The organism is Kribbella sp. NPDC049584 (assembly GCF_040675555.1).
Lineage (GTDB): Bacteria > Actinomycetota > Actinomycetes > Propionibacteriales > Kribbellaceae > Kribbella.
The window spans coordinates 142611-167453 of record NZ_JBFAPF010000009.1; the positions used below are offsets into that span (position 1 = coordinate 142611).

A 24843-nucleotide genomic window follows, 5' to 3' on the forward strand; every position below is an offset into this window, starting at 1 on the left:
TTAGAGGGCACATGGTCGTGTCCGGCAGTCGCCCGCCGTAGCGTGAGCAGCCGCGCCGAGCGCCGCGCGGGGGACTGTCGGGCACGACCTAGGTCCGGTGTAGCGTCTATCCCTGCCGAACCGAGCCAGCGGCCCCAGGTGGGGCAAGGAGTGATCACTCAGTGCACGTCGTCATCATGGGCTGCGGCCGCGTCGGGTCGATGCTCGCGCGTGGCCTGGAGAGACGCGGCCACACGGTCGCGATCATCGATCAGACGGCCGACGCGTTCCGGCGGCTCAGTCCGAACTTCACCGGCCGGACCATCGTCGGCATGGGCTTCGACCGGGAGGTGCTGATCGAGGCCGGGATCGAGGACGCCGAGGCGTTTGCGGCGGTATCGAACGGCGACAACTCGAACATCCTCGCCGCCCGGGTGGCGCGGGAGACCTTCGGCATCTCCAACGTGGTGGCCCGGATCTACGACCCCGGACGCGCCGAGGTGTACCAGCGGCTCGGTATCCCCACGGTCGGCACGGTCCGCTGGACGGTCGATCAGATGATGCGCCGGCTGCTGCCCGAGGGCTCCGAGCCGGAGTGGCGGGACCCCTCCGGCACGATCCGGCTCGCCGAGGTGCACGTGCACGCGGAGTGGATCGGCCGGCTCGCGTTCGACATCGAGAAGGCCACCGGTGCGCGGGTCGCGTTCCTGACCCGGCTCGGCGAGGGGATGCTGCCCCGGCCCGACACGGTCATCCAGGAGGGTGACCTGGTCCACGTGGTGATGCCGGAGCGGGACGCCGCAGCGATCGAGTCCCAGCTCGGCACCAAGCCTGAGGAGCTGTGATGCGGGTAGCCATCGCCGGTGCCGGGAACGTCGGACGTTCGATCGCCGCCGAGCTGCTGGAGAACGGCCACGAGGTGCTGCTGATCGACAAGGACCCGCGGGCGATCAAGGCCGAGTCGGTGCCGCGCGCCGAGTGGCTGCTGGCGGACGCGTGCGAGCTGTCCTCGCTGGAGGAGGCGGCGTTGCAGCGCTGCCAGGTGGCGATCGCCAGCACCGGCGACGACAAGGTCAACCTGGTGGTCTCGCTGCTGGCGAAGACGGAGTTCGGCGTACCGCGGACCGTTGCCCGGGTCAACCATCCGCGCAACGAGTGGATGTTCAACGAGGCCTGGGGTGTGGACGTCTCGGTGTCGACGCCGCGGATCATGTCCGCGCTGGTCGAGGAGGCGGTGTCGGTCGGCGACCTGGTCCGCCTGTTCACCTTCCGCCAGGGCGACGCCAACCTGGTCGAGCTCACCCTGCCCGAGGACTCCCCCATGATCGGCCAACGCGTCGGCGACATCGACTGGCCCCTCGACACCGCCCTCGTCGTCATCCTCCGCGAAGGCCGGGTCCTACGCCCCGATCCGGAGGGCACGCTGGAACTCAACGACGAGCTCCTCTTCGTTGCAGCCGACGAAACCGAGGAACAGCTCGAAGACATGCTCTCCCCCCACCACCGCAAGACGGAGGAGTAGGAGAAAGGGACACCGCTCGCTGCAGAGCGGTGTCCTTTACTTCTTGTTGCCGCGGAGCAGGTGGGTGATGTGGTCGCGGGCCTCGTCCCACTTGGCTGGGGGGAGGGAGCCGCGGAGTACGGCGTATGCCAGCCAGATCGCGAGTGCGTAGAACGGCAGGCCGAGGCCGATCTTGGCGATGCCTAGCGCGTTCAGGCTGCCGGTGAAGTACAGCGGGACCTGGACGATCAGCCGGATCGCGAACAGGCCGACGAACACCAGCGTCGCCCGGGAGAAGCCCCGCAGCATCGCGGGGTCCCGGCGCCAGGCGGTGCCCGTCTGGGTGATCACGCCGTACAGGACGCCGAACAACGGCCAGCGGATCAGCACGGTGATCAGGTACAGAGCGCCATACCCGAGGTTGGTCAGCAGACCTGGGACGTAGAAGTCCTTGGCGTTCCCGGTGCGGTTCGCGACCCAGGCCGAGATCAGTACGCCGATGAAGCCGCCGATGATGTTGCGCAACTGCTGCCGGCGGACCAGGCGCACCACCGCGATCACGGCGGCGATACCGACCGCGATGATCAGCGAGAGCTGGAGCTTGTGGTCGCTGACCGCGTACGCGACCAAGAACGCGATCCACGGCAGGCCGATGTCGAGCAGCGCACCCCAGCCGCCCAGCGCCTGGAAGAAGTCCTTGTCGGTCGACCTCGCGGGCTTCCCGGGCTGGTCGTCCGACGGCGGCATGGTCGCCGCCGCTTCCACCTCGGGCTTGAGAATCTCGACCAGCTTCTCCTCGAGATTCTCCTCGACCTGCTCGCGGCGTGACGTCGGCTCAGCCATGCGCGGCCGTCGGTCGCAGCTCGTAGCGCGGGTTGAACATCACCCGGTCGCCGTCGACGACGCCGATCCGGCCGGACGCGATCAGTTCCGATCCGGCGTGGATGCCACCGATCTTGCGGCGGCCGAGCCAGATCAGCTTGACCGTGCCGGTGCCGTCGTACAACTCACCCTCCAGTGCTGGTACGCCGCCGCGCGGGCTGAACGTGATCGTGCGCAACGTGCCGTACAGCGTGACGAGTTCCCGGTCGTGACAGCCGGTGATGGACCGCGCGCCACAGTCCTGCGCGAAGTCCTGAAGGACCTCCGCGTCCTGCTGATCGCGGTCTCCGGCCAGTCCGCGGAAGGCACGCTTCCACAACCCTGCGGGTTTGCTGCTACCCATGATGTCGAGTGTAGTCCGCTCACGCTTGTTCGGTCGGGGTCGGCTGGGCACCCGGCGGAAGCCGCAACGGCAGCGACTCACGGACGGCCATCGGCTCGTCGCCCCGGACCACGACCGTGTTGCGCAGCGTCTCCTCCATCGGCAGCGCGGCGTCCGGCTCGACCGCCGCGCGACCCAGCACAGTGGCGCGGAGCAGCCAGCGCGGACCGTCCACACCGATGACACGGGAGGTCTGGCTGAAGATCTGGCCCTCGGGGTCCTCGACCGGTACGACGAGCACCAGCTCGGTGCCGAACTGGCCGTCGTGCTCGGTCGCCGTACCGCCCATCCGGCTGGCCTCGGCGGCGATCTCCTGCCGGACCTCGTCCCAGATGCCGCTCGAACGCGGCGCCGCGAAGGCACGCAGCTCGAGCGCGGAGTCCTCGAGCATCAGCAGCACCGCCTGGACCACGCCGCTCTGCTCGTCGACCTGAAGGCCCAGCTCCATCCCGGGCATGCCGTTGACCACCAGCGCGCCCAGGTCGATCCGGTCCTCCGCTTCCAGCACGTCGGCGTCGACCTCGGTCGAGTCGAACGGACCCTCGGAGCGAACATCCACCGGAGCCTCATCGGCCACTGCGTCGGTGTCGTTCGTCTCGGGATCGTTCTTGCCCTTGCGGCGGAAGATCACAGCCTTGCCTACTTCCTTGGTATTTAGTACGGCCGCCGTAGTCTCGCTCATCCGTCAGGTCAACGGATGCACGTGCTCAGCGTGTCACATCGCCGAAGCCGCCGGTCGACCCGTGCCCCTGGTCACCGCGCGCGGAACCGGGCAGCGAGGTCACCTCGACGAACCGGGCCTTCTCCACCTGCTGGATGACGAGCTGGGCGATCCGGTCGCCGCGTCGCACGGTCACCTCGGTGTGCGGATCGAGATTGATCAGGCAGACCTTGATCTCCCCGCGGTAGCCGGCGTCGACCGTGCCGGGTGCGTTGACGATCGAGACGCCGTGCTTGGCCGCCAGACCGGAGCGCGGATGCACGAAGGCGGCGTACCCGTCCTGCAGGGCGATCGCGATGCCGGTGCCGACCAGGCCGCGCTCCCCCGGCTTCAGAGTCAGGTCGGCCGCTGCCACCAGGTCCGCGCCGGCGTCGCCGGGATGCGCGTACGACGGGAGCGGGAGTTCGGGGTCGATGCGCTGGATGAGTACCTCGGTCACGAGAGGCGACCCTATCGAGCGCGCCGCGACCGGTTCGTGCCAGGCTGGGTCCGTGGGTAGCTATCGCGAGAGTCTGCGCGTGCCGGTGTCGTGGTGGATCATCGCCGCCGCTGCTGTGATCACGCTGTTCGTCATCACCGCGGTGCCGGCCGGGCTGATCGCCGGCATCATCGTCGGCGGGCTCGCGGCGGTGCTGCTGGTGGCGCTGTTCGTCCGGTACGGCGGGGCGCGGGTCGAGGTCGACGACGTACGGCTCCGGGCCGGGCGGGCCGAGATCGACCGGTCGTACCTCGGCACGGTCGAGGCGCTGACCGGTGAGGACGCACGGCTGGCGTTCGGGCGGGACTGCGACCCGAAGGCCTACCTGGTACTGCGTAGCTACCTGCCGGGCGCCGTACGGGTCCAGATCACCGACCCGGGCGACCCCGCGCCGTACTGGCTGATCGCCACGCGCCACCCGGATCGGTTGGCTGCCGCGCTGAGTGGGCACAGCGTGGGAAGATCCTGACTGTCAGCAGTCGCGTTAGGAGAGTGCAGTGGTCGGAGCGAAGATCGGCTGGAAGCTGGTGCAGGCCGCCTTCACGATCGTGGTCGGCCTGGCCGCGAGCAAGGCGGTCACCACGGCCTGGAAGCTCGGGTCCGGCGGGAAGCCGCCGAAGGACGGCACCGGAGGGTACGCCGAGGTCATCACCTGGGCCGCTGCGAGCGCTGGGGCCGCGGCCGCGGCCAGGTTGTTCGCCGAGCGGCGCGCGGCGGCTTACTACCTGCGGTCGACGGGGCACGCCCCGCCCGGGTACGTGGAGGACGCGACGGCCCGGCTGATCCGCGGCACCGACACCGGCCTCGTCAAGAAAGACGACTGAAGAAGAAGAAGAACAACCCCGCCTCGCTCCGCTCCGCTCGGCGGGTGGAGTGGGCGGCAGGGTTTACACAACAGCGGGACCGTTTCCAGGGGTCTGGAGACGGTCCCGCTTGGTTTGTTACGAAGAAGGGCGCTGGTGTCAGGCTGCGCAGTCGCGGCAGATCAGCTGCCCGTTCTTCGTCTCGGCGAGCTGGCTGCGGTGGTGAACCAGGAAGCAGCTCGAACAGGTGAACTCGTCGGCCTGACGCGGGAGGACCCGGACCGCCAGCTCCTCGTGGCTCAGGTCCGCGCCGGGCAGCTCGAAGCTCTCCGCGGCCTCGGCCTCGTCCTCGTCGACCTTGCCGGAGTTCTTGTCGTGACGGCGAGTCTTCAGCTCCTCGATCGACTCTTCGGAAGCGTCCTCGTCCGTCTTGCGCGGGGCGTCGTAATCAGTCGCCATGGTGTTTCCCTGCCCTCTTCGTACCCGTGGTGTTGCCTGCTGAGCCCTTGAACGGGTAGAGCGGCCGAGAAATTCCGCGTCGGCGCACCGCGCTGAACCTTCGTCCCCCGAAACCCTTGACAGCCAGGCCGGGATCGGCAATCACCTCTCCCGAGGACGGGATTGTGCCTTATAAAGCGCCGTAATGCACGGCTGGGTCCATGCTGTGACCCGCGTGTCGCCACAAATGTCAGGACCGAACATCAAAATGCTCATTAGTGCGCGATACTGCGCAGAAACGAGCACTCACCGACTTCTAGGCGCGCAACGGGTTCGCGGTGGCCAACAGGTCGTGGAGGGGCGCGAAGAGCGCCGGACTCGCTGCGATCGACATCTCCGGCGACACCGGTGCGCCGTGCAGCCCGCCGATCGTCGCCCCGGCCTCGGCCGCGATCAGCGCTCCCGCTCCGTAGTCCCACGGATTCAGTCCGCGTTCGAACACTGCGTCCAGCCGGCCGCATGCCACGTAGCAGAGGTCGATCGCGCCGACCCCGATCCGGCGGATGTCGCGGACCTTGGTGATCAGCTGCTGGATCACCTCTGCCTGCACCTGGCGGCGCGCCGGGTCGTACCCGAAGCCGGTCCCGACCAGGGCCTGGCTCAGCTCGGTCGCGCCCGACACCTGGATCGCCTTGCCGTCCGCGAACGCGCCACCGCCCTTGGTCGCGGTGAACACCTCGCCCTTCGGCGCATCCACCACCACGCCGGCGACCGTCTCCCCGTCGTACTCGACGGCGATCGAGACTGCGTACGTCGGAATGTCGTACAGGTAGTTGACCGTGCCGTCGATCGGGTCGACCACCCAGCGGACGCCGCTGGTGCCGACCACGTCGTCGCCCTCCTCGCCGAGGAACGAGTCGTCCGGCCGGGCCCGCAGGACCCGGGCCCGGATCAGCTCCTCGGACTCGCGGTCGACGGCGGTGACCACGTCGGTGATGGTGCTCTTGGTGTCGGCGACGGTGATCGTGCCGCGGCGGCGTTCGACGATCAGCCCGGCCGCCTCTTCCGCCACCTCCACGGCCAGCTTGAGAAGGTCCTGGGGGCTGTCGGAGCTCATACGGCTTCCTTCTGGGGTGTGGGTCGGCGCAGGGGTGGGCAGCAGTCGGGGCGGCAGTCGTCCCAGCCCGGGCCGAGCTTGCCGACGCATGGCCGGTCCGGCTGCTCGCCGCGCTCGGCCGCGGCCCGCTCGACCACCAGGTCGCGGAGCATCGTGACGAACTTCGGGTCGGTCCCCGGGGTCGCGGCCCGGGCCATCGGCAGGCCGATCTTCTCGGCGGTCTTCGCAGCCTCGGTGTCGAGGTCGTAGATGACCTCCATGTGGTCGCTGACGAACCCGATCGGCACCACGGCCACCCCGGGCACGCCCTCGGCGGCCAGGGCCTCCAGGTGGTCGTTGACGTCCGGCTCGAGCCACGGCACCTGCGGCGGGCCGGACCGCGAGCAGTAGACAAGGTCGGTACGACGGGTCCGGCCGGTCCGCTTCTCCAGCTCAGCCGTGATCTCCGCGGCGACATCCAGGTGCCAGTCGACGTACCCGTTGCCGTCCGGCCCGCTGGTCGTGTTCATCGCGGTCGGGATCGAGTGCGTCACGTAGGCGATCGCACTGCCCTCGGGCAGCCGGCTCAGCGCGTCGGCCGTCGACTCGACGAACGACCCGACGAAGCCGGGGTGGTTCGCGTAGTGGCGGAGCTTGTCGATCCGCGGCGCGTCCGGCGCCTCACGGGCGGCGTCCTCGAGGTTCTCCCGGTACTGGCGGCAGCCGGAGTACGACGGGTAGGCGGACGTGACGATCACCACGGCCCGGCGTACGCCGTCGGCCGCCATCTCGCGCATCGTGTCGGTCAGGTACGGCGCCCAGTTGCGGTTGCCCCAGTAGATCGGGAGGTCGAGGCCGATCTCGTCGAACGACTCGCGCAGCGCCTTGAGCAGCTCGCGGTTCTGGTCGTTGATCGGGCTCTTGCCGCCGAACGCGTAGTAGTGCTCCCCGACCTCCTTCAGCCGCTCGTCCGGGATCCCCCGGCCGCGGGTCACGTTCTGGAGGAACGGCAGGACGTCTTCAGGCTTCTCGGGGCCCCCGAAGGAGAGCAGCAGGACAGCGTCGTACGGAGGCGCGGCAGGCGACATATTCCAAGCTTCTCAGACGCGGGAACGCTAGGGTGTTCCCGGTCTCTCATGCTCAAGCCTTACGCACATCTCATGCGCCGTCCCGGTGCCGGCGCCTTCTTCGCCGCCGGGATCCTCGGGCGTATGCCGATCTCGATGATCGGGCTCGGCATCGTGATCCTGATCGCCCGCGAGAGCGGCTCGTACGGCCTGGCCGGCGCGGTGTCCGGTGTCGCGGTCATCGCGGGTGCGTTGACCGGACCGGTGCAAGGGCGGCTGGTCGACCGGTTCGGCCAGCGGACGCTGCTGCTGATCGGTTCGGTGCTCTGCACGGTCGCACTGGGCGGTCTGCTCGTCGCAGTCCGTGCCGACTCGGCAACCTGGGTTCTGTACGGGTTGTCGTTCGTTGCCGGCGGCACCCGTCCGCAGGTCGGCTCGTTCGTCCGTGCCCGCTGGACCCATCTGCTGGGGCGGGGGCGAGCACTGCAGACCGCGTTCGCTCTGGAGGCGGTCGGCGACGAGGTGGTCTTCATCGTCGGTCCGGTCCTTGTCACCGCGCTGGCGACGCAGTGGAGTCCGTACGCCGCACTGACCGCCGCCGGCCTGCTAGGGCTGGCCGGCGGCATCTGGCTGGCCACGCTGCGTGCGTCCGACCCACCGGGGCGTGGCAAGGCGAGCGGCGCCGAGCAGGCCCGGATGCCCTGGCTGTCGATCACACTGCTCAGTCTGATCGGTCTCGGCCTCGGCGCGACTCTCGGCGGCGCAGAGGTGATCACGGTCGCGTTCACCACAGAGAAGGGCCAGGCAGGCCTGGCGGGCGTCGTGCTGGCGATCTGGGCATTCGGAAGCCTGCTGGCCGGACTCTGGTACGGCTCTGTGCACTGGCGTGCTCCGGTGGAGCGCCGGCTGCTGATCGGCACGATCGCACTCGCCGTCACGCTCGCACCGCTCCCCTGGGTCAACAGCGTGCTGATGCTCGGTGTAGTGCTGTTCTGCTGCGGCATGACGATCGCTCCGACGATGGTGGCGGTGACTGCCTGCGTCGAGGAGTGGGTTCCGCCTGAGCGGCTGACCGAGGCGATCACCTGGACCGTCACCGGCATTCTGCTCGGCGTTGCGCCGGGGAACGCTGCCGCTGGGCACGCTGTCGACGTCTGGGGTCCGTCGCACGCCTACTGGGTCCCGTTCGGCGTGGGCATCGCCTGCGCGATCGTTGCCGCCGTCTCGATCACCTTCGCGCGCCCGAAGGAGCGGTTCGCCCACAACTAGGCTTGCATCTCCGGTAAGGGGAGATGTGAGGGTGTTGGGTATGGACCACTCGATCGGTGCAGTGGCGCGGCTTGCCGGCGTATCGGTGAAGACCGTGCGGTACTACTCCGACCGCGGGCTGCTGACCTCACGCCGTACGACGGCCGGCCACCGGCGGTACGACGCGACCTCGGTCGCGCGGCTGGAGCTCATCCGCACACTGCGGGCTCTGGGCCTCGACTTGGAGACAGTGCGGGCCGTGCTGGAGCGGGAACGGACGCTCACCGAGGTGCTCGCGGCGCATGCCGACGCACTCGCCGTACAGATCCGGACGCTGCAGGCGCAGCACGCCCTCGTAGCGGTGGTCGCCCATTCGACTCCCGAGGAGCTCACCGAAATGACTGAACAGTTCGAGGAAGCACGCCGGACGCTGATCGCCGACTTCCTGACCGACGCGCTCGGCGACGACCCGGCACTCGCCGCAGCTCGCCAGAACCTGACGCCCGTGCTCCCTCCCGACGCCGAGCCCCGGCAGGTGGACGCCTGGCACGAGCTGGCCGCGCTGGCCTCATCAGAAGACTTCCGTGCCTCGGTGCGGCGCCTCGCCGCCGGCTGGCGGGTCCTCGCCGGCAACGACCCGCTGCGAGCCGACCCGGAGTTGCGCGGGCAGCTGATCGAGCTGCGGCGTACGGCGGATCCGCGCTGGCATCGGTACGTCGAATTGGTTGCCGTGGTCAACGGATGGGCGCCGCCGTCACGGGTTGCGGGGTAGCGGCGCGTTCCAGCCGCGGCGGATCGCGATCAGCCGGATCGTGAAGCAGGTCAGCGCGGCGGCGATCGGGACCCAGAGCGCGTGGTACTCCAGCGCCGCCGCGACCACCACGATGCCCGCTCCGAGCAGCGCCGGAGTGGCGTAGATCTCGGAGCGGAGTACGACCGGGACGCGGCCGCTGAGAACGTCGCGGATCACCCCACCGCCGATGCCGGACAGCGTGCCGAGCAGGGCTGCCGAGAACGGCGACAGGCCGAACTGGATCGCTTTCAGCGCACCGGTCACGCAGAACAGTGCGAGGCCGGCCGCGTCGAAGATGTTCACCAGCCGCTCGAGCCGCCCGATCCCCGGATGCAGGAAGAACGTCAGCAGCCCGGCCACGATCGGGACGACCAGGTAACGCCAGTCGCGGAGCGCGGCCGGCGGGGTCTGGCCGATCAGCACGTCCCGGATGAATCCGCCGCCGAGCCCGGTGACGAGGGCGAGCACCTGGATCCCGAACACGTCCAGCTTCTTCCGTACGCCGACCAGCGCCCCGGTGATCCCGAAGACAAAGATCCCCACCAGATCGAGAACTTGCAGCACCATGGGCCAGACGCTAAACCACGAGCGCTGCTGCTCGGTCACTTCTATCGTTGGTGGACATGAGCCGCGCCCCGGACGTCGACTACTCCGCCACCTCGCTGCGCCCTGCCTGGGACTCGTTGCCGACGGATCTCCAGGCGGCCCTGGCTGTTGCCCTAGGCACCGAGATCTCCGCGGTGGCCGCCCCGGTCGGGTCCGGCTTCACCGGTGGGTTCGCGGCCCGCGCGCAGCTGACCGATGGTCGGCAGGTGTTCATCAAGGCCGCGCCGGCCGGGATGCACGCCTATGAGGCCTACCAGCGTGAGGCCGAGGTCGTTCCCCAACTTCCAGCCGCCGTGCGAGCGCCAGCAATCGTTGCCACGGCTCAGGTCGAGGGGTGGTTCGCGGTGGCATCCGAGTGGGTGGCCGGGCGGATGCCCGGAAGTCCGTGGACGATAGACGACTTCGATCGGGTGACTGCTGCTTGTGAGGAGATGGCTCTCGCGTTGCGGCCCAGTCCGTTGGACGGCCTGAAGCCGTTCGGGTATCTGGTCGAGGACGACGTTGCAGTGCCCGCGCAGATCCTTGCGGGTGAGCGTGAGCTGCCGAGGGGTCTGCAGCCCTGGCTGCCGCGGGTGCTGCCGGAGCTGGCCGAGCTGGCGGCGACGGGGCCGGAGATCCTCGTCGGCGACACGGCGATGCACTCCGACCTGCGGCCCGACAACATAGTGATCGACGCGAGCGGCACCTGCTGGATCGTGGACTGGAACTGGCTCACACTCGGGCCGCGCTGGGTGGACTGGGCGGGCATGCTGCCGATCGCACAACACCACGGCATCGACACGTTCGCCGCGATCAAGCGCAGTCCGCTGACGGCCGACGTACCCGATGAACACCTTGACGCCTTCATGGCGCTGATTGCCGCCTACATGTTGAAGAACACCGACGCCCCGCCGCCGCCCGGATGTACGCCGGCCCTGCGGGAGCACCAGCGCCTGCACGCGTGGACGTTCCTCGACTGGCTCGCGGTACGCCGGGGCTGGTGAGCGCCTACTGTTGTTGTATGACCAAAGGGCCGGCCACGAGGTTCAAAGTCGAGGTGCTCGATGGTGAGCGGACGTCGCGGCGTGAGGATGTCGTCACCACCGAGGAGCCGCTCGAGCTGCGGCTGGAGTGGCCGGGGCGGCCGCCCGAACCCTTGGTCGTCACCATGCGCACGCCCGGCTCCGACTTCGAGCTGGCCGCCGGCTTCTGCCTCGGCGAGGGTTTCGCGGTCCGCCCGGACGCGATCCGGACGGTTGCCTACTGCACCGATGTCGCGCTGACCCGCGAGCAGCAGTTCAACACCGTCACGGTCACCTTCGACGGTCAACCGGACCGCGAGCCACCCCAGCGGTACGGCGTCACGTCGGCCGCGTGCGGGGTCTGCGGCCAGCAGAGCCTCGACGAGCTCGCGGAGCGGGAGTACGACCCGGTGGACCCGGTCGAGGTCCCGGTCGACGTCGTACGGCGGCTGCCTGATCTTCTCCGCGAGGGGCAGACCACGTTCAACCGCACCGGCGGACTGCACGCGGCCGGCTTGTTCACCGCCGACGGCCGCAAGATCGTGGTGAAGGAGGATGTCGGCCGCCACAACGCCGTCGACAAGGTCGTCGGCTGGACCGTCCTCAACCACCACAGCCGCAAAGGCCTGGTCCTCGCCGTCAGCGGCCGCGCCGGCTACGAGATCGTCCAGAAGGCCGTCGCCGCCGGCATCGGCATGATCGTCGCCGTCAGCGCCCCCTCCAGCCTCGCCGTCGACCTGGCCCGCCAGTTCAACATCACCCTCGCCGGCTTCACCCGAGGCGACCGCTGCGTCGTCTACTCAGCCCCGGAACGGATCACGCGTCCAGCTTGGTGAAGGTTGCTTTGGGGACGTATTCGTAGCGGTCGGGCATGCAGGTGAGGATGATGATCTGGCCGTGGTCGCCGGCTCGGCCGAGGAGGGCGCCCATGTCGCGGAGGCGGGCCTTGTCGGACCAGCCGAGGGCGTCGTCGAAGATGACGGGGACGCTGCCCTCGCCGGTGCTGACCAGGTGGCTGATCGCGAGGCGGGTGATGATCGCCAGCTGCTCCTGGGCGCCCGTCGACAGCGCATCGACCCGCAGGCGTATGCCGTCCAGCTCGCGCTCCGCGACCGCGAGATCGTCGTCCAGCCAGACCTTGAACGACGGGCCGTAGACGCTCCGGCCCAGCGACTCGATGCGGGTCTGCAGCGGTTCGGAGTACTTCGTCTGAGCTTCGGCGCGATGCCGGCTCAGCGTCTCGTACACGCGGCGCGCGGCCTGCGCCCGGCGCTCCAGGCTGTCGTGTTCCGCGCGTACGGCGGCCAGCTCCAGGTCGGCCACGTCCCGCCTGGTCGCGAGCCCATCCCGTCCGGACTGCTCGAGCCGGCCCTCCGTCGTACGCAGCGCATCGCGCAAGGTGTCCCGCTCGCCCTGCAGCCGCTTCGCGACCGCCAACGCGTGCGTCAGCTCGCCTGCGACCTGGTCCGCCCCGGCCGCGTCCGCCTGCTCCTGTACGACGGTCAGCTCCTCGAGCACCGCCTCAACCTCAGCCGTCGCCTCGGTCTCAGCCGCGGACACCGCGTCGTCATCGAGCACCGCCCGGGCAGCCTCCAGCGCCTCGACCGCGGACGCCAATCGCTCCCCCGCCAGCTCGGACCGGGCCCGCGCGTTCTGCGCCTCGGAGCGATCCTCGTCAGCAGCCTTCCGGGCCTGCGCGACCGCGAACTCCGCGTCGGACAGCAACCGCTCGGCCTCGGCGAGCGCCTCGCGAGCGGAATCCAACGTTTGTTGCGCAGCGGCGAGGTCGTCCGGCTCCGGCTCCGGTACGTCGAAGTCGTCGAACAGCGTGTCGTGCGGTGAAGCGAACTCCTCGAACAACGACATCTGCCCGGGAACGCCTTCAACCGCGGGCTTGCCGGCTTCCTCGGCGTCGTCCTCGGGACCGAGCCGCGCAGTCAGTACGGCGATCCGCTCCCCCGGATCCCCTCCCGCCGTCAGCGACTTCTCCGTCCGCCGGGCTTCGTTCAGCTCGGCCGTCGCGGTGTCCGCCTTCCGGAGCAGCTCGCGCGCAGCGGCGACGTCCTTCACGCCGGCTTTCTTCAGCAGGTCCTTCTCCCGCCGTACGGCGTCGTCGACCCGCGACCGTAGCGTCGCCGCCTCACCACCCGCGCGCACGGTCACCTCGAGCTGCCCCGGTACGCCGATCACCAGCTCGCCCGAGACCAGCACCTCAGCCGCCTCGTCGAAGCCGAGCTCCGAAGGCACGGCCCCATCCAGACCCGTCCCCGACAACTCCACCGGCTCCGCGCCAAGCCGCCGTACAGACACCTCGGGTACGCCGGCCGCGAGCGCCGCGCGGGCCTCGATCACTGCCGCCCGAGCGTCCTCCAGCGCCGCGACGATCGCGTCGTCGACCTTGATCCGGTCGAGGATCGTCCCGGCGGCGGCGATCCGAGCACGTACGTCGACCAGCTCGGCCTGTTGGCCCAGCAAGCGATCCAGCTCGGCCCGATCCATCAGGTCCGAGACCCGTCGCTCGGCCGCCTGCACATCCGTGCGCCGGAGGTCCTTGAGCTCGACGACTTCTGCCAGCGCCGCCTCGGCCGCCTGCACCGTCTCGGCCGCGGTCTTGGCGACCAGATCGGCGTCCGCACGTTTCGTGGCGAGCTCAGCCTCGAACTTGGTGAACCGCTCGACCTCGTCCAGCAGCCGCTCGCGGTCGAGCCGCGTCCGGGTGTGGTTCTCCAACCGCGCCCGCGCCGTCTCGGCCCGCGAGCGGATCGAGTCACGCCGGAGCAGGATCTCGTCGGTCGCCTTCTTGCGTTCGCGCAGCTCCTCGACCGACTTCAGGTGATCGGACAGCCGGGTGTCGACATCGGAAAGGTCGAGGTTGAGCCGCTCGGCCCGCCGGATGTCGGACTGGACCTCCTCCATCGCCTGCAAAGCCTGCGCCGCGGCCAACTCGGCAGCGGCGACCGCCTTCGCGGACCGCGCGTAGTCGCCGGTCGGCTTGCCGCGAGGCGTCCAGTACCGCAGGTACTCGTGCTCGACCGCCGTCACCAACGGCATCGACGCGCCGTCGACCGGCGTCCCCGACTCGGCGGTTACAGCGGTGATCAACGGCTCCGCATCGGCCGGCGTTGGCAGCACCAACGACTGGCCCTGGCTGACCATCAACGTCTGCCAGAGCACCGGGTCGACGTGCTCGCGGAAGAGCCGCTCGGCCTCGTTGTGCGCCTCGCGGCCGGTCCAGGACTGCCGCCGGCCGTCTGCCTCGACGATCGTCAGCTCGGTGGACCGATTCTTCAGCCAGCGCTTGGAGTACGTCAGCTCGCGGCCGCCGAGACTCAGCTCGGCGGTGACCTCCGGTCCGACGTCCTGACCGACCGGCTGGATGTCGCGGATCCGGGTCGACTTCGAGTCGTCGGGCAGCTCGAAGATCAGCCCGAACGCCTCGACCAAGCTGGACTTCCCGACCTCGTTGTCGCCGACCACGACGGTGGTGCCGAGCGCGCGGAACCGGACAATGCGCTCTTTGACGCCACGGAAGTCCCGTAGCGCCAAGCTGTGCAATCTCATCCCGCGTCCCGCGCCAATCGGTGCATCAAGGACAACGCCGCACCTGCGCCCTCGTCGCCGCCGGCCAGCGCCTGCCGTAGCTCCTCCATGGCGGCGCGAGCGGGACCACTCAACTGCAACGACTCGAGGTCGGCCGCGTCCGGTGCGGGCCGGACGGTCCAGAACTTGGCCCACCGCTCCACGCTGGCGAACACCTCGCCCTGCGCGTCGATCATCGCGTCCAGCCGGCTCAGCAACGGCAGCGGCAACGAGCCGTCCCCGGCCAGTCGCACGTACGTCCGCTCCTTGTCCGGCAGTTCGGCGAACCAGTCCTCTAGCGCCTTGATCGACTCCTCGTCGAACAGCTCGACGCGGTGGTCGACCATGTGCCACGCGCCGACGCGCACCGGTTGGACCTCGATGGCGCCGGCGGCGATCGTCACCTTCAGCACGTTGCCCGGCGCGTCCTCCTCGGGTGACGTGACCTCCTGCGTCCCGGAGAACCAGATCCGGTCGGTCACCCGGGTCGTCGAGTGGCGGTCGCCGAGTCCGACGTACTGCAGCCGGCCGTCCGCGACCGCGGCCTCGAGCGCCGCCTGGTCGATCGTCGGTACGTCGGACATGCCGCCGGACAGGCTCGTCAGCTGACCGTGGGCGAGCAGGATCCGGACGATCCCGGGCTCGGGCGCGAGGTCGGCGTACCCGGGCGCGGCCGGATCCGAGAGCGGGCGGCGCGAACGCCAGGGTGCGCCGACGATCTCGACCCCCGGCGCAATCCGGAAAGGCGTCGTTTCGGTCAGGACCGTGACGTGCTCCGGCGCATGCGCCTGCCACTGGCTCGACGTCCACAGCGAGCCCGGCTCGAGCGCGTCGTGGTTTCCGGGCAGCAGGACAACGGGCACCGGGATCCGCTTGAGGGCTTCACAGGCCCGCAGGATCGTCTGCCGCTCGACCTGGTTGTGCTCGAACACGTCCCCGGTGACGACGACGAACGCCGCGCCGGTCTGCTCCGCGACCTCACCGATCCGTGCGACAGCATCCAGCCGCGCCTGGCCCCAGCGGGCCTGACCGTCCGGCCCCAGGAACCGGCGCATCATTCCCAGCTGCCAGTCCGAGCTGTGCAGAAACGTGATCGACTCGTCCATCGCGGGAAGAACGCTAACCCGCCCCACCGACAACCACCCAACCCAACACACCCGCAACCCCCACCCGCCCACACTCCGGACACCCATCCTTGGGCACGGATCAACCGTTCGCGCCTCAGCGAAACGGTTGATGGGTGCCCAAGGAGCCCGTGGCCGGGCGGGGAAGGCGGTGCTGCGGGCCTAGGATCCGGGGGTGGCGACCTACCTCGAGACCGATCGACTGATGCTCAGCCGGTTCACTGTGGCCGATGTCGAGTTGCTGGTGGCGCTGGACTCCGACCCCGAGGTGATGCGGTTCCTGACCGGTCAGCCGACACCACGCGACGAGATCGAGAACGTCGTACTGCCGGAGATCCTCAAGGTGTACGCCGAGCACCCGCAGCTCGGCACGTTCAAAGCCGAGGCGGCAGAAGGCTTCATCGGCTGGTTCGGGCTGCAACCGACCGCCGACGCGAAGGTGGTCGGCGTCGGCTACCGGCTCAACCGGGCCGCGTGGGGCAAGGGCTACGCGACCGAGGGGACCAAGGCGCTGATCGCTCACGCCTTCGGCCTCGGCATGGAGCAGGTGGTGGCAGACACCATGGCGGTCAACCATCGCTCGCGGGCGGTGATGCGACGATCCGGCCTGCGATTCCTGAAGCTCTACCACGAACAGTTCGACGATCCGCTGCCCGGCACGGAGTTCGGCGAGGTGCTGTACGGCGTCGACCGCGCGACCTGGGAAGCTGGTCGGCATGGATGAGCCGCCAACAGAAGTACGACCGTACGCCGTACTCGATATCGACGCGACGCTGTCCGACACGAGCAAGCGGATCCACTTCATCGAGCGGAAGCCGAAGGACTGGGACTCGTTCTTCGCGCACGCCAAGGAGGACGCCGTACTCGACGAGGGGCTCGCGGTCGCGACGACGCTGGCGGCCGAGCACGAGATCGTCTACCTGACCGGGCGGCCGGAGCGGCTGCGGCGGGAGACGCTGAAGTGGCTGAAGGACAACGGGTTCCCGGACGGGAAGCTGTACATGCGCGGCAACACCGACCGGCGCCCGTCGACGATGATGAAGCTCGGCCGGCTGCAACGCCTCGCCGAACAGCGCCCGGTCGCCGTCCTGGTCGATGACGACGCCAAGGTGATCGCCGCCGCGGAGAAGGCCGGCTACACGGTGATGAGGGCCGACTGGGGACTCGATGCCGAGACCCAGCCGACCCTCTTCGAGGCCCAGGAACACGAGGGCCGGACGTAACTACTTACTCAGGACTACTTACTCAGGCCGACGATCAGCTGGTTCGGGTACGGCGGGTACGCCGACAGGTAGAAGTTCTGCACCTTCGACCCGTGCAGGAACGCGTTCCGCGCGTAGATCAGCGGGACGACCGGTGCGTCGGCCATGATCTGCTTGTCCAGCGCGCCCCACATGCTCGCCGCCTTGGCCCGGTCGGTCTCGGCCGTGGCCGCGGCGATCGCCGCATCCACCGCGGGGTTGGAGTACCGCGACAGGTTGAACCCGCCGTTGCCGATCTCCGACGAGGCGAACAGCGGCTGGATGTTGCCGATCGCGGACGGGAAGTCCGGCAGCCAGCTCGACACGGTCAGGTCGAAGTCCGGCTTGTTGCCGGTCACCAGGTCGTTCCACGGCTCGTAGTCGAGCGGCTTGATGGTGGCGGTGATCCCGGCCCGCTTGAGGCCCTGCTGGATCGCCTGCGCCACACCCAGACCGTTGGTCTGGTCAGCGGCCAGCACCAGCTTCAGGTTGCTGACACCCGCGGCGGCCAGCATCTGCTTGGCCTTCTCCGGGTCTCCGGCCGGCGGCGCCTCGTACGAGTCGAACTTGTTGTAGCCGTCGATGCCCGGCGTGATCAGCGTCGACGCGATGTCACCGCCGTACTCCGGACCGCCCTCGGCGACCTGGACGGCCTGCTTGTCGACCGCGTACTCGATCGCCTTGCGGACCTGGAGGTTCTTGAGCGCCGGGCGCTGCGTGTTGATCGCCAGGTACTCCAGCGCACCCGACGGCGAGGTCGCCACCCGGGCCTTGACCGCGGGGTTGCCGTTCACGGTCGGGATCAGCGCGGCCGGGACCGAGACGCCGGTGGTCGCGGCGAACTTGTCGTCGCCGGCGTCGGCGATCAGCCGCTGGTTCACGACGTCGGGCTGCAGGCCCATCTCGAGCACGATCGAGTCCGGCAGGCCGGTCCGGGCCTGGTCGGTCGACTTGTCCCAGTTCGGGTTGCGCTCGAGCTCGAGCTTCGAGCCGGGGGCGTACGTCTTCACCTGGTACGGACCGCTGGCCACCGGCTTCTCACCGTAGTGCGCGGGGTCGGTGTCGGCCTTCTTCGGCACCGGCGCGAAGGCCGGCATGCTGACGATCCACGGCCAGTCGCCGTACGGCTTGTTCAGCTTGAACACGATGGTGGTGTCGTCCGGCGTCTCGATCGAGGCCAGCTCGCCGCCCTTGTACGGGCCCTGGTACTTGTCGCCGCCGACGAGCAGCGACTTGTGGTACCCGAGTCCGCCGGACAGCTCCGGCGCGAACGACCGCTCCACGCCGTACTTGATGTCGGCGGCAACGATCGGCGAGCCGTCGCCGTACTTCAGGCCGGACTTCAGCTTGTACGTCCAGGTCTTGCCGCCGTCGCTGACCTGACCGGTGTCGGTGGCCAGGTCGGGGACCAGCTCGGCCGCCTTGCCCGGCGAGGTCTTCCAGGACGTCAGGCCGCGCAGCACCAGGTGGATCGTGCTGATCCCGAGGTTCTGGCTCTTGGCCGGGTCGAGGCTGATCTCCTTGCTCGTGGTGAGCACGTGCCAGGTGCCGCCCTGCTCGGCGGCCGCGGTGCTGCCACCGGTGGCGGTCTTGTCATTGGCGTTGCAAGCGGCCGCTGCCAACACCAGTGCGGCCGCTACCGCGACCGCTCGGGTTAGGTGTTTCATCATGTCCTCTCAGGAGGGTGGGGGCTCAGGGAAGTAGCAGGCGGCCCGGTGTTCGGTCGAACCTTGGACGGGCTCGAGCACCGGTCGTTCGGTCGCGCACACGTCCTGCGCCTTGTAGCAACGGGTCCGGAACGGACAGCCGGACGGCGGGTCGATGGGCGTCGGTACGTCGCCGGTCAGCACGATCCGGTCCCGGTCCACACCCGGCTCAGGCACCGGTACCGCGGACAGCAGCGCCTTCGTGTACGGATGCGCCGGCGCCTCGTAGACCTGCGCGGCGGGACCCTCTTCGACGATGGTGCCGAGGTACATGACCGCGATCCGGTCGGCGACCTGCCGGACCACGGCGAGGTCGTGCGCGACAAGCACGTACGACAGGCCGAGCTCGTCGCGCAGATCGGCCAGCAGGTTCAGCACCTGGGCCTGGACGGACACGTCGAGCGCCGACACGGGCTCGTCGCAGACCAGGAGGTCCGGCTTCACCGACAACGCGCGGGCGATCCCGATCCGCTGGCGTTGACCGCCGGAGAACTCGTGCGGATAGCGCTCCAGGTACTGCTCGGCGAGGCCGACCTGCTCCAGCAGCTCGACCAGCTGCGCGCGGGTCGGACGGATGCCCTGCGCACGGTACGGCGTACTGAGGATGGTGCCGACCGACTGCCGCGGGTTCAGCGACGCCTGCGGGTCCTGGAAGACCATCTGGATCCGCCGGCGGACCGGCCGCAGCCTGCGGCCACGCACCTTGGTGACGTCGGTGCCGCCGATCTCGACGCGGCCCTGGGTCGGGTCGAGCAGACGGGTCGCCACGCGGGCCAGCGTCGACTTGCCCGATCCGGATTCGCCGACCAGACCCACGGTTTCGCCCTTGCGGACGACGAGATTGACGCCGTCGACCGCGCGGACGGCCTGCGCCTTGCGCCACGGGGCGCCGCGCAGACCGAAGTACTTCTTGACGTCCTTGAGGTTCAGCAGCTCCTCACTCACAGCAGCACCTCCGGCCGTCGTCCGAGGTGGCAGGCCGCCTCGTGATCGCCCTGGCCGGGGCGAGGCGTGAGCTCGGGACGCTCGGTGATGCAGCGTTCGCCGACCAGATGCGTGTACGCGCACCGCGGCTGGAACGGGCAACCGGTGGTGATCGATCCCGGCGTGGGCGGGCTGCCGGGGATCGTGGTCAGCCGCGGTTTCGGCGGCAGGTCGACCCGCGGCATCGCGCCGAGCAGACCGAGCGTGTACGGGTGGGCGGCCCGGAAGAAGATGTCCCGGACCGTGCCGCGCTCGGACGCGCGGCCGGCGTACATGACCAGAACGTCGTCCGCGACCTCGGCGACGACGCCGAGATCGTGCGAGATCAGGACCAGCGCCGTACCGAACTCCTCCTGCACGTCGTCGAGCAAGCGCATGATCTGTGCCTGCACGGTCACATCGAGTGCGGTCGTCGGCTCGTCCGCGATCAGCACTCTGGGGTCGTTCACCAGAGCCATAGCAATCACGACCCGCTGCCGCATTCCCCCGGAGAATTCGTGCGGGTAGCTGTCGGCCCGGCGGCTCGCGTCCGGGATGCCGACCTTGTCGAGCATCTCGATCGCGCGCTGGTGCGCCTTCTTCTTCGAGACGTCGTGGTGCAGGCGGTACGCCTCGGCGACCTGCCAGCCGACGGTGTAGTACGGATTCAGCGCGGACAGCGCGTCCTGGAAGACCAACGCGATGTCGTTGCCGCGGATCTTGCGGAGCTCTTCCCCCGGGAGGCCGTTCAGCTCGCGGCCGTCGAGCAGGACCTCGCCGGTGACCCGGGCGTTCGAGGGCAGCAGACCCATCACTGCGGCCGAGCTGACGCTCTTGCCGGAACCGGACTCGCCGACGATCGCCAGCGTCTCCCCCGGCGCGACGGCGAAGTCGATCCCGTCGACGGCGGGCACCGGACCACCCTCGGTCGTGAACGTGACGTGCAGGTCGTGCACTTCCAGGACCGGCTCAGCCATGACTCACCCTCGGGTCGAGCACACCGTGCACTATGTCCACCACCAGGTTCGCGAGGATGATCAGGAACGCCGAGAACAGCGTCACGCCGACGACGACGGCCACGTCGAGCGAGCCGACCGCGGTGATCAGCAGGTCGCCGAGGCCCTGCATGCTGAAGACCTTCTCGGTCAGGATCGCACCTCCGAGCAGACCGCCGAGATCGAGGCCGAACAGCGTCACGACCGGCACGAGGACGCCGCGGAGTCCGTGGGTCAGGACCACCCGCGACTCGCCGGCGCCCTTCGCCCGGGCCGTGGTGATGTAGTCGAGGTTCAGCTCCTCGAGCATCTGCGACCGGGTCAGCCGGATGTACGACGCCGCCTGCAGGATCGCGAGCACGATCCACGGCGTGATCAGGTGCCAGGCCCAGTCGACCGGACTCTCGGTGAACGGGACGTAGCCGTTGACCGGAACCATGTTGAGCCAGAACCCGAAGACCAGGATCGCCAGTAGCCCGAGCAGGAAGGACGGCGTCGAGACTCCGACCAGCGCGATCCCGATCGCGAGCCGGTCGAGGAAGTGGCCGCGGTTCAGGGCGGCGATCACACCGAGCGAGACACCGAAGATCAGCCACAGTACGGCGGCGCCGATCGCGATCGAGGCGGTGACCGGCAGCCGGTCGAGGATCAGCGTGGTGACCGGGCGGGCCAGCGGGAACGAGTACCCGAAGCAGGGCGCGTTGCAGTGCACGGCCGCCGAACCCTCACCGAAGGTGCGGCCGGCGAAGACGCCCTTCAGGAAGCTCAGGTACTGCTGCAGGGTGCTCTGGTCGAGCTGCATGAAGTGCCGCGCCTGCTCCAGGCGGTCCGGCGTACAAGGCTTGCCGCACGCCAGGTGGGCCGGGTCGGCCGGGATCGCGTAGAAGACCAGGTAGACGGCGAGGCTCAGCGCAAGCATCACGAGCAGGGCCGCGAACAGCCGCCGGGTCACGAACCAGACGAGGTCGGGCATCAGCTCGTCCTCCGCAACCGGACGTCGAATGCGTCCCGCACGCCGTCACCGACGAGCGTGAACCCCAGGACGGCGAGGAACAGCACCGCACCCGGGAACAGCAGGAACCACGGGTCCGCGCCGGTGTAGACCCAGGCGATCGAGTCCGAGATCGACCGCCCGAGGCTCGGTGTCGGCGGTGGTACGCCGACGCCGAGGAACGACAGCGCCGCCTCCGTGCCGACGTAGCCGGGGATCGCCAGGGTGGCGATCACCAGGACCGGGCCGAGCAGGTTCGGCAGGAGTTCGCGGGTGATGACCATCCAGCCGCTCGAGCCGACGCTACGGGCCGCCTCGACGAACTCCCGGGCGACCAGCGAGCGGGCCTGGTTGCGGATCAGCCGGGCCAGGCCGGCCCAGCCGAAGAAGCTCAGCACCAGGATCAGCAGCAGCCAGCGTGGGAACCTGGCCGGGATGATGATGCCGAGGGCAATCATGAAGACGAGCTGCGGGAACCCGAACAGGAAGTCGAGCAGCCGCGACATGACCGCGTCGTACCAGCCGCCGAAGTACGCCGCGCTGATCCCGGCGAGTGTGCCGACGACCGTCGTGATCACGGTGACGACGATCGCGATGGTCAGCGACGTCCGCAGGCCGAGGACGACGATCGCGAACAGGTCCCGGCCGGTCAGCGGCTCGACACCGAACCAGTGAGTGCCGCTGATCCCCCCGAGCGCGCCCGCCGGCGCGTTGCCGCGGTTCGGATCGAGCAGATCGATGTGGTACGTCGTCGCGTCCTGGCCGGCCAGCCGCACCAGCAGGGGCGCGGCCGCCGCGACCACGATCAGCCCCACGACCAGTACGACGCCGACCCGCGCGCTGCGGTCACGCCGTAGCCGGCGCAACGCCTGCCGGGTGGGTGAAACGGTCCCGGCGACCGAGGAACTCACAAGCACTCCCGACTGGTTGGATTCTTACAGCCGACAAAACCTAGGGCGCATCCTTCCACCACCCGCGTCGCATCTCGAATTCCGAGAATCTCGGGTTGGTAACTGTGGATTCGGATAGCTGCTGTCGGGTGGTTACGCTCCGCTCGTGGACGACATGGTGCGGATCGGCGACCGGATGGTTCTCTACAGCGTCTACGGCGCTGAGGACGGTCTGCCGGCGCTCTCGTTCGGGGGTACGCCGTCAACACGCTGGAAGCGGCCGGATGCCGTGGCGGCTATCGAGTCGTCCGGTCTGCGAGTCGCCACGCTTGACCGCCCCGGTTACGGCGGGTCGACGCGCCGGCCGGGGCGCGCTGTGGCCTCTGTGGTCGAGGTCGCGGTTGCGGTGGCCGATGCGCTGGGCTGGGCCCGCTTCGCGGTCACGGGCGGCTCAGGTGGCGGACCGCATGCGTTGGCGTGTGCCGCACTGCTGCCTGAGCGAGTGACGAGGTGCGCGGTGATCGGTAGCAACGCGCCGCCGATCGTCGACGGTCCGGAGCCGACCGAGGAGGAAGAGCTCGCGGACCCGCGCCGCAATCGCACCTCCTGGCTCGCAGTACACGGCGACCTCCGGCCTGGGCTGGAGGAGACAGCCCGGACGATCATGGCTGCTGTTGAAGCAGGCGGACCAGAGATCCCACCTCAACCGGGAGCAGAGCCGGGTCCGCCCGCCCGGGAGGACGCCGCGGCGATGGCTCGTCTCGACGCCACCTTCGTCACCAGCCACGACGGCTGGCTCGACGACCACCTCGCCTTCGCTGCCCCGTGGGGCTTCGAGCTGGGTGACATCAAGGTCCCCGTCAGCCTCTGGCATGGCTCAGCCGACGAACGCGCGGGCAAGTACGTCGACATCCTGGCCGCTGCGATGCCTCACGCGGAACGCAAGTACTACGTGGGCGGTCACATCCCGCCGGCAAATGCGTACCGTGAATTGCTGCGCTGGCTGACACTGTCCTGATGGACGTCGCACGCCAACTCGTACAGGAGCTCTATCCGGATGCTCGAGCCGCCTGGCTCGGCGGCAGTGTGGCGCGCGGTGACGCGAGTAGTACATCCGACCTGGACATCACTGTGTTGCTGGACGGTCCCCCGGCGCCGATGCGGAAGTCGATGGAGTACGCCGGCTGGCCGGTTGAGCTGTTCGTCCACACCGAGAAGTCACTGCGCTATTTCGCGGACAAGGACCAGGAGCGACGCCAGCCGACCATGATGCGGCTTGTCGGAGAGTCTGTCGTACTGCTGGACACAGATGGGTGCGGGGCTCGGCTGCAGCAGGAGTACCTGGCTGAGGTGGCTGCCGGGCCCAAGCCGTTGTCCGTGGACGAGCTGGACCTGCTGCGGTACACGATCACCAATCTGATTGACGACCTGTCGGATGCGTCCGGTGACGTGCGACTGGCGATCGCTTCGGTGCTGTGGCAGGACGCGGCCCGGCTGTTGCTGACCGGTGCTGGGCGTTGGTCCGGTACCGGCAAGGGTCTGCTGCGGGAGGTTTCGGCGTACGACAGTGCTCAGGCTGCGGCGTTGATGGACGGCGTACGGGCGGAGGACGACCGGCTGATCGTTGCCGTGGACCACATCCTTGCTCGCTACGGTGGACGGCTGTTTGCGGGCTTCGAGCTGACGGCGAAGCTCTAGTCGATCAGCTCCCAGCGGCGTTTCGGGAAGACGCGGACGGCAACGACTGCGGCGGCTGCGCCGATCAGGACGCCGGGGATGATCCAGCGCCAGCCGGTGAAGACACTGGTACTGGTGACTTGGGACTGCGCCGGTGCGGGTGCCGGCTCGGATGTCGGCTCGGGTGTGGTGACGGGCGCGTCGGCTGAGGAGTAGCCGTTGCCGAGGGTGGGGCCGCCGTCGAACTTGCCGTCGAGGAGTTTGAACGTTCCGAGCACCTCGAGAAGGCGTGCCGGATCGGCGGCCCGGTGCCAAGTGGGCTTGTCGGGCTTGGTTCCGGTCATGAACTCCTCCGTGGAGATCCACGGGCCACCGGGTGCGTCCGGGTAGATGACGTCGATCCGCCACACGCTCATGTCGTGGATCAGCCAGGTCGCGCGGACGAACCTGCCGGCGCTGTGTACATCGCTCCCGGCGGCGGTCTTCGACGGGGCCTGGACCAGGTTCTGCAGGTCGTAGTACCGCTCGTCGTCGTAGCCGACGGCGGCCACGTGCGGCGGTGCGCTGAGCAGCACGCTGGTGGGACCTCCTGCGTGCGCTGGAAGTGCGGTGAACGCGGTCAGTCCGAGCAGTGCTGCGGCGAGTGCGAGCGTACGACGGATCATGGCGGCTCTCCTTTCAC

The 24843-nt window shown here is 69.2% G+C and carries 28 protein-coding genes; 12 read left to right on the forward strand and 16 right to left on the reverse strand.

Annotated features, from left to right (window positions below; translation table 11 throughout):
* Positions 1-161 precede the first annotated feature (161 nt).
* Both AB0J62_RS28060 and AB0J62_RS28065 read left to right on the forward strand, forming a co-directional pair.
* Positions 162-824, forward strand: a complete 663-nt coding sequence (locus AB0J62_RS28060; RefSeq protein ID WP_363877307.1) for a TrkA family potassium uptake protein — start codon at positions 162-164, stop codon at positions 822-824.
* The gene (locus tag AB0J62_RS28065) at positions 824-1501 is read left to right on the forward strand and encodes a TrkA family potassium uptake protein (protein WP_134098908.1); all 678 of its coding nucleotides are present in this window, start codon (positions 824-826) and stop codon (positions 1499-1501) included. Before AB0J62_RS28060 ends, AB0J62_RS28065 begins: the two co-directional genes overlap by 1 nt.
* Before the next feature lie 36 nt (positions 1502-1537).
* Here the strand turns inward: AB0J62_RS28065 and AB0J62_RS28070 are convergent, their stop codons facing one another.
* From AB0J62_RS28070 to dut, 4 genes are read right to left on the reverse strand one after another with little or no spacing between them, the layout of a single operon-like run.
* A complete protein-coding gene (locus AB0J62_RS28070) occupies positions 1538-2323 on the reverse strand; it encodes a DUF3159 domain-containing protein (RefSeq protein WP_363877310.1) in 786 nt (261 codons plus the stop codon).
* A complete protein-coding gene (locus tag AB0J62_RS28075) occupies positions 2316-2705 on the reverse strand; it encodes an OB-fold nucleic acid binding domain-containing protein (RefSeq protein ID WP_134098895.1) in 390 nt (129 codons plus the stop codon). The genes AB0J62_RS28070 and AB0J62_RS28075 overlap by 8 nt, the downstream gene beginning before the upstream one ends.
* 19 nt (positions 2706-2724) lie before the next feature.
* The gene (locus AB0J62_RS28080; protein WP_363877312.1) at positions 2725-3426 is read right to left on the reverse strand and encodes a DUF3710 domain-containing protein; all 702 of its coding nucleotides are present in this window, start codon (positions 3424-3426) and stop codon (positions 2725-2727) included.
* 25 nt (positions 3427-3451) lie between these two features.
* On the reverse strand, positions 3452-3904 hold the full coding sequence (gene dut, locus AB0J62_RS28085; RefSeq protein ID WP_130450488.1) for a dUTP diphosphatase: 453 nt from the start codon (positions 3902-3904) through the stop codon (positions 3452-3454).
* A gap of 52 nt (positions 3905-3956) precedes the next feature.
* Here dut and AB0J62_RS28090 point away from each other — a divergent pair, with 52 nt between their 5' ends.
* Complete coding sequence (locus AB0J62_RS28090; RefSeq protein ID WP_363877314.1) at positions 3957-4412, forward strand: DUF3093 domain-containing protein; 456 nt, start codon at positions 3957-3959, stop codon at positions 4410-4412.
* Positions 4413-4440: 28 nt separating this feature from the next.
* On the forward strand, positions 4441-4767 hold the full coding sequence (locus AB0J62_RS28095; RefSeq protein ID WP_363877316.1) for a DUF4235 domain-containing protein: 327 nt from the start codon (positions 4441-4443) through the stop codon (positions 4765-4767).
* Between the two features lie 138 nt (positions 4768-4905).
* On the opposite strand, the gene AB0J62_RS28100 is transcribed toward AB0J62_RS28095, so the two are convergent.
* From AB0J62_RS28100 to AB0J62_RS28110, 3 genes are all read right to left on the reverse strand, one after another.
* The gene (locus tag AB0J62_RS28100) at positions 4906-5205 is read right to left on the reverse strand and encodes a DUF4193 domain-containing protein (RefSeq protein ID WP_130379292.1); all 300 of its coding nucleotides are present in this window, start codon (positions 5203-5205) and stop codon (positions 4906-4908) included.
* Between the two features lie 295 nt (positions 5206-5500).
* The gene (locus AB0J62_RS28105) at positions 5501-6301 is read right to left on the reverse strand and encodes an inositol monophosphatase family protein (RefSeq protein WP_363877318.1); all 801 of its coding nucleotides are present in this window, start codon (positions 6299-6301) and stop codon (positions 5501-5503) included.
* Entirely contained in the window at positions 6298-7368 is a 1071-nt protein-coding gene (locus AB0J62_RS28110) for a ferrochelatase (RefSeq protein ID WP_363877320.1), read from the reverse strand. Before AB0J62_RS28110 ends, AB0J62_RS28105 begins: the two co-directional genes overlap by 4 nt.
* A gap of 72 nt (positions 7369-7440) precedes the next feature.
* Between AB0J62_RS28110 and AB0J62_RS28115 the strand changes: the two genes are divergently transcribed.
* Together AB0J62_RS28115 and AB0J62_RS28120 are read left to right on the forward strand one after the other, a co-directional pair.
* Positions 7441-8616 (forward strand): MFS transporter, encoded by a 1176-nt coding sequence (locus AB0J62_RS28115; RefSeq protein ID WP_363877322.1) that lies wholly within the window; start codon positions 7441-7443, stop codon positions 8614-8616.
* 40 nt (positions 8617-8656) lie between these two features.
* On the forward strand, positions 8657-9367 hold the full coding sequence (locus tag AB0J62_RS28120) for a MerR family transcriptional regulator (RefSeq protein ID WP_363877324.1): 711 nt from the start codon (positions 8657-8659) through the stop codon (positions 9365-9367).
* On the opposite strand, the gene AB0J62_RS28125 is transcribed toward AB0J62_RS28120, so the two are convergent.
* Entirely contained in the window at positions 9350-9955 is a 606-nt protein-coding gene (locus tag AB0J62_RS28125) for a trimeric intracellular cation channel family protein (protein ID WP_363877327.1), read from the reverse strand. The genes AB0J62_RS28120 and AB0J62_RS28125 overlap by 18 nt on opposite strands.
* Before the next feature lie 56 nt (positions 9956-10011).
* Between AB0J62_RS28125 and AB0J62_RS28130 the strand changes: the two genes are divergently transcribed.
* Positions 10012-10977 carry a phosphotransferase gene (locus AB0J62_RS28130; protein ID WP_363877329.1) on the forward strand — a complete coding sequence of 322 codons (966 nt, stop codon included), beginning with the start codon at positions 10012-10014 and terminating at the stop codon, positions 10975-10977.
* A 17-nt stretch (positions 10978-10994) separates the two neighbouring features.
* On the forward strand, positions 10995-11831 hold the full coding sequence (gene fdhD, locus AB0J62_RS28135) for a formate dehydrogenase accessory sulfurtransferase FdhD (protein WP_363877332.1): 837 nt from the start codon (positions 10995-10997) through the stop codon (positions 11829-11831).
* Here the strand turns inward: fdhD and AB0J62_RS28140 are convergent.
* Positions 11812-14556: an AAA family ATPase gene (locus AB0J62_RS28140; protein WP_363877334.1), complete on the reverse strand. Its 2745-nt coding sequence runs from the start codon at positions 14554-14556 to the stop codon at positions 11812-11814. The genes fdhD and AB0J62_RS28140 overlap by 20 nt on opposite strands.
* Positions 14553-15680: a DNA repair exonuclease gene (locus AB0J62_RS28145; RefSeq protein ID WP_363877336.1), complete on the reverse strand. Its 1128-nt coding sequence runs from the start codon at positions 15678-15680 to the stop codon at positions 14553-14555. The genes AB0J62_RS28140 and AB0J62_RS28145 overlap by 4 nt, the downstream gene beginning before the upstream one ends.
* Before the next feature lie 193 nt (positions 15681-15873).
* On the opposite strand from AB0J62_RS28145, the gene AB0J62_RS28150 reads away from it, so the two are divergent.
* Together AB0J62_RS28150 and AB0J62_RS28155 are read left to right on the forward strand one after the other, a co-directional pair.
* A complete protein-coding gene (locus tag AB0J62_RS28150) occupies positions 15874-16422 on the forward strand; it encodes a GNAT family N-acetyltransferase (protein WP_363877338.1) in 549 nt (182 codons plus the stop codon).
* A complete protein-coding gene (locus tag AB0J62_RS28155; protein WP_363877340.1) occupies positions 16415-16921 on the forward strand; it encodes an HAD family acid phosphatase in 507 nt (168 codons plus the stop codon). The genes AB0J62_RS28150 and AB0J62_RS28155 overlap by 8 nt, the downstream gene beginning before the upstream one ends.
* A gap of 14 nt (positions 16922-16935) precedes the next feature.
* Here the strand turns inward: AB0J62_RS28155 and AB0J62_RS28160 are convergent, their stop codons facing one another.
* The 5 genes from AB0J62_RS28160 to AB0J62_RS28180 are packed head-to-tail and all read right to left on the reverse strand — an operon-like array spanning position 16936 to position 22505.
* Positions 16936-18606: an ABC transporter substrate-binding protein gene (locus AB0J62_RS28160; RefSeq protein ID WP_363877342.1), complete on the reverse strand. Its 1671-nt coding sequence runs from the start codon at positions 18604-18606 to the stop codon at positions 16936-16938.
* 9 nt (positions 18607-18615) lie between these two features.
* Positions 18616-19590, reverse strand: a complete 975-nt coding sequence (locus AB0J62_RS28165; protein ID WP_363877344.1) for an ABC transporter ATP-binding protein — start codon at positions 19588-19590, stop codon at positions 18616-18618.
* Positions 19587-20585 (reverse strand): ABC transporter ATP-binding protein, encoded by a 999-nt coding sequence (locus AB0J62_RS28170; protein WP_363877346.1) that lies wholly within the window; start codon positions 20583-20585, stop codon positions 19587-19589. The genes AB0J62_RS28165 and AB0J62_RS28170 overlap by 4 nt, the downstream gene beginning before the upstream one ends.
* Positions 20578-21576 (reverse strand): ABC transporter permease, encoded by a 999-nt coding sequence (locus tag AB0J62_RS28175; RefSeq protein ID WP_363877348.1) that lies wholly within the window; start codon positions 21574-21576, stop codon positions 20578-20580. The genes AB0J62_RS28170 and AB0J62_RS28175 overlap by 8 nt, the downstream gene beginning before the upstream one ends.
* Positions 21576-22505, reverse strand: coding sequence for an ABC transporter permease (locus AB0J62_RS28180; RefSeq protein ID WP_363877350.1), 930 nt, complete (start codon positions 22503-22505; stop codon positions 21576-21578). The genes AB0J62_RS28175 and AB0J62_RS28180 overlap by 1 nt, the downstream gene beginning before the upstream one ends.
* Positions 22506-22659: 154 nt before the next feature.
* Between AB0J62_RS28180 and AB0J62_RS28185 the strand changes: the two genes are divergently transcribed.
* Positions 22660-23502 carry an alpha/beta hydrolase gene (locus AB0J62_RS28185; protein WP_363877744.1) on the forward strand — a complete coding sequence of 281 codons (843 nt, stop codon included), beginning with the start codon at positions 22660-22662 and terminating at the stop codon, positions 23500-23502.
* Entirely contained in the window at positions 23502-24182 is a 681-nt protein-coding gene (locus AB0J62_RS28190) for a nucleotidyltransferase domain-containing protein (protein ID WP_363877352.1), read from the forward strand. Before AB0J62_RS28185 ends, AB0J62_RS28190 begins: the two co-directional genes overlap by 1 nt.
* Here the strand turns inward: AB0J62_RS28190 and AB0J62_RS28195 are convergent.
* Positions 24179-24826, reverse strand: a complete 648-nt coding sequence (locus AB0J62_RS28195) for a hypothetical protein (protein ID WP_363877354.1) — start codon at positions 24824-24826, stop codon at positions 24179-24181. The genes AB0J62_RS28190 and AB0J62_RS28195 overlap by 4 nt on opposite strands.
* Positions 24827-24843: the final 17 nt, after the last annotated feature.

What these genes read in the sequence shown, in the direction of transcription:
- AB0J62_RS28065 (WP_134098908.1), top strand. Translation starts at nt 824, where the DNA reads ATGCGGGTAGCCATCGCCGGTGCCGGGAACGTCGGACGTTCGATCGCC.
- AB0J62_RS28125 (WP_363877327.1), bottom strand. Translation starts at nt 9,955, where the DNA reads ATGGTGCTGCAAGTTCTCGATCTGGTGGGGATCTTTGTCTTCGGGATC.
- AB0J62_RS28195 (WP_363877354.1), bottom strand. Translation starts at nt 24,826, where the DNA reads ATGATCCGTCGTACGCTCGCACTCGCCGCAGCACTGCTCGGACTGACC.
- AB0J62_RS28105 (WP_363877318.1), bottom strand. Translation starts at nt 6,301, where the DNA reads ATGAGCTCCGACAGCCCCCAGGACCTTCTCAAGCTGGCCGTGGAGGTG.
- AB0J62_RS28100 (WP_130379292.1), bottom strand. Translation starts at nt 5,205, where the DNA reads ATGGCGACTGATTACGACGCCCCGCGCAAGACGGACGAGGACGCTTCC.
- fdhD (WP_363877332.1), top strand. Translation starts at nt 10,995, where the DNA reads ATGACCAAAGGGCCGGCCACGAGGTTCAAAGTCGAGGTGCTCGATGGT.
- AB0J62_RS28155 (WP_363877340.1), top strand. Translation starts at nt 16,415, where the DNA reads ATGGATGAGCCGCCAACAGAAGTACGACCGTACGCCGTACTCGATATC.
- AB0J62_RS28170 (WP_363877346.1), bottom strand. Translation starts at nt 20,585, where the DNA reads ATGGCTGAGCCGGTCCTGGAAGTGCACGACCTGCACGTCACGTTCACG.
- AB0J62_RS28130 (WP_363877329.1), top strand. Translation starts at nt 10,012, where the DNA reads ATGAGCCGCGCCCCGGACGTCGACTACTCCGCCACCTCGCTGCGCCCT.
- AB0J62_RS28160 (WP_363877342.1), bottom strand. Translation starts at nt 18,606, where the DNA reads ATGAAACACCTAACCCGAGCGGTCGCGGTAGCGGCCGCACTGGTGTTG.
- AB0J62_RS28075 (WP_134098895.1), bottom strand. Translation starts at nt 2,705, where the DNA reads ATGGGTAGCAGCAAACCCGCAGGGTTGTGGAAGCGTGCCTTCCGCGGA.
- AB0J62_RS28115 (WP_363877322.1), top strand. Translation starts at nt 7,441, where the DNA reads ATGCGCCGTCCCGGTGCCGGCGCCTTCTTCGCCGCCGGGATCCTCGGG.
- AB0J62_RS28110 (WP_363877320.1), bottom strand. Translation starts at nt 7,368, where the DNA reads ATGTCGCCTGCCGCGCCTCCGTACGACGCTGTCCTGCTGCTCTCCTTC.
- AB0J62_RS28190 (WP_363877352.1), top strand. Translation starts at nt 23,502, where the DNA reads ATGGACGTCGCACGCCAACTCGTACAGGAGCTCTATCCGGATGCTCGA.
- AB0J62_RS28140 (WP_363877334.1), bottom strand. Translation starts at nt 14,556, where the DNA reads ATGAGATTGCACAGCTTGGCGCTACGGGACTTCCGTGGCGTCAAAGAG.
- AB0J62_RS28175 (WP_363877348.1), bottom strand. Translation starts at nt 21,576, where the DNA reads ATGCCCGACCTCGTCTGGTTCGTGACCCGGCGGCTGTTCGCGGCCCTG.
- AB0J62_RS28120 (WP_363877324.1), top strand. Translation starts at nt 8,657, where the DNA reads ATGGACCACTCGATCGGTGCAGTGGCGCGGCTTGCCGGCGTATCGGTG.
- AB0J62_RS28080 (WP_363877312.1), bottom strand. Translation starts at nt 3,426, where the DNA reads ATGAGCGAGACTACGGCGGCCGTACTAAATACCAAGGAAGTAGGCAAG.
- AB0J62_RS28145 (WP_363877336.1), bottom strand. Translation starts at nt 15,680, where the DNA reads ATGGACGAGTCGATCACGTTTCTGCACAGCTCGGACTGGCAGCTGGGA.
- AB0J62_RS28070 (WP_363877310.1), bottom strand. Translation starts at nt 2,323, where the DNA reads ATGGCTGAGCCGACGTCACGCCGCGAGCAGGTCGAGGAGAATCTCGAG.
- AB0J62_RS28185 (WP_363877744.1), top strand. Translation starts at nt 22,660, where the DNA reads ATGGTGCGGATCGGCGACCGGATGGTTCTCTACAGCGTCTACGGCGCT.